General features: G+C 59.4%; 2 protein-coding genes. Both read right to left on the minus strand.

The genetic code is table 11. From position 1 onward, the window contains the following. A partial coding sequence (locus tag CFY91_RS15600; RefSeq protein WP_207759403.1) for a cbb3-type cytochrome c oxidase subunit II occupies positions 1–240 on the minus strand: 240 nt, incomplete at its 3' end. After that, the coding region (gene ccoN / locus CFY91_RS15605) for a cytochrome-c oxidase, cbb3-type subunit I (protein WP_093987290.1) at positions 240–1,387 on the minus strand (1,148 nt) is incomplete at its 5' end. The genes CFY91_RS15600 and ccoN, both read right to left, overlap by 1 nt.

Here is a 1,387-nt window from a genome sequence, read left to right on the forward strand (position 1 = left end):
GGTTTCCGCGCGGAACGGACGGATCATCTGCGAATGGCAGCCCACGCAGCCTTCCTTGATGTAGATGTCACGGCCTTCCAGTTGCAGGGCGGTATAGGGCTTCATGCCTTCTACCGGCTCGTTCACTTCGCTCTGGAAGAACAGCGGGACGATTTGTACCAGGCCGCCGATGGAGACGGCCAGGACCATGAACAGGGCCAGCAGGCCGACGTTCTTCTCGAGGACTTCATGCTGTTTCATCAGTGGGCAACTCCAGCAGGAATTTGCGCGCCGGTGTCATATTCGGCCGGCTTGGCCGCGCGCACGGTGCGCCAGGTGTTATAGGCCATCAACAGCATGCCGATGACGAAGAAGGCACCGCCAATGGCACGTACGATGTAGCCCGGATGACTGGCTTCCAGTGCTTCGACGAAGGAGTAGGTGAGGGTGCCGTCATCGTTGATTGCACGCCACATCAGGCCTTGGGCGATACCGTTGACCCACATCGAAGCGATGTACAGCACGGTGCCGATGGTTGCCAGCCAGAAGTGGGTGTTGATCAGGCCGATGCTGTGCATCTGCTCGCGGCCGAACACCTTGGGGATCAGGTGATACATGGCGCCGATGGAGATCATGGCTACCCAGCCCAGTGCGCCAGCGTGTACGTGGCCGATGGTCCAGTCGGTGTAGTGCGACAAAGCATTCACGGTCTTGATCGCCATCATTGGGCCTTCGAAGGTGGACATGCCATAAAAGGCCAAGGAAACCACCAGGAAGCGCAGGATGGGATCGGTACGCAGCTTATGCCAGGCACCCGAGAGGGTCATCATGCCGTTGATCATGCCACCCCAGCTCGGGGCGAGGAGGATCAGCGACATCACCATGCCCAGCGACTGTGCCCAGTCGGGCAGGGCGGTGTAGTGCAAGTGGTGCGGACCTGCCCAGATGTAGACGCTGATCAGTGCCCAGAAGTGCACGATCGACAGACGATAGGAGTAGATCGGGCGACCGGCCTGCTTGGGCACGAAGTAGTACATCATGCCGAGGAAGCCGGCGGTCAGGAAGAAGCCTACGGCGTTGTGGCCGTACCACCATTGCACCATGGCATCCGTCGCACCCGAGTAGATCGAGTAGGACTTGAACCAGGTCACCGGGATTTCCAGGTTGTTGACGATATGCAACAGCGCTACGGTGAGGATGAAACCGCCGTAGAACCAGTTGCCTACGTAGATGTGCTTGGTCTGGCGCTTGACGATGGTGCCGAAGAACACGATGGCATAACTCACCCAGACGACGGCGATGAGGATGTCGATCGGCCACTCCAGTTCGGCGTATTCCTTGGAGCTGGTCCAGCCCATGGGCAGGCTGATCACAGCCAGCACGATCACGGCTTGCCAGCCCCAGAAGG

It is taken from the genome of Pseudomonas fluvialis (genome assembly GCF_002234375.1).
In the GTDB taxonomy this organism is placed as follows: domain Bacteria; phylum Pseudomonadota; class Gammaproteobacteria; order Pseudomonadales; family Pseudomonadaceae; genus Aquipseudomonas; species Aquipseudomonas fluvialis.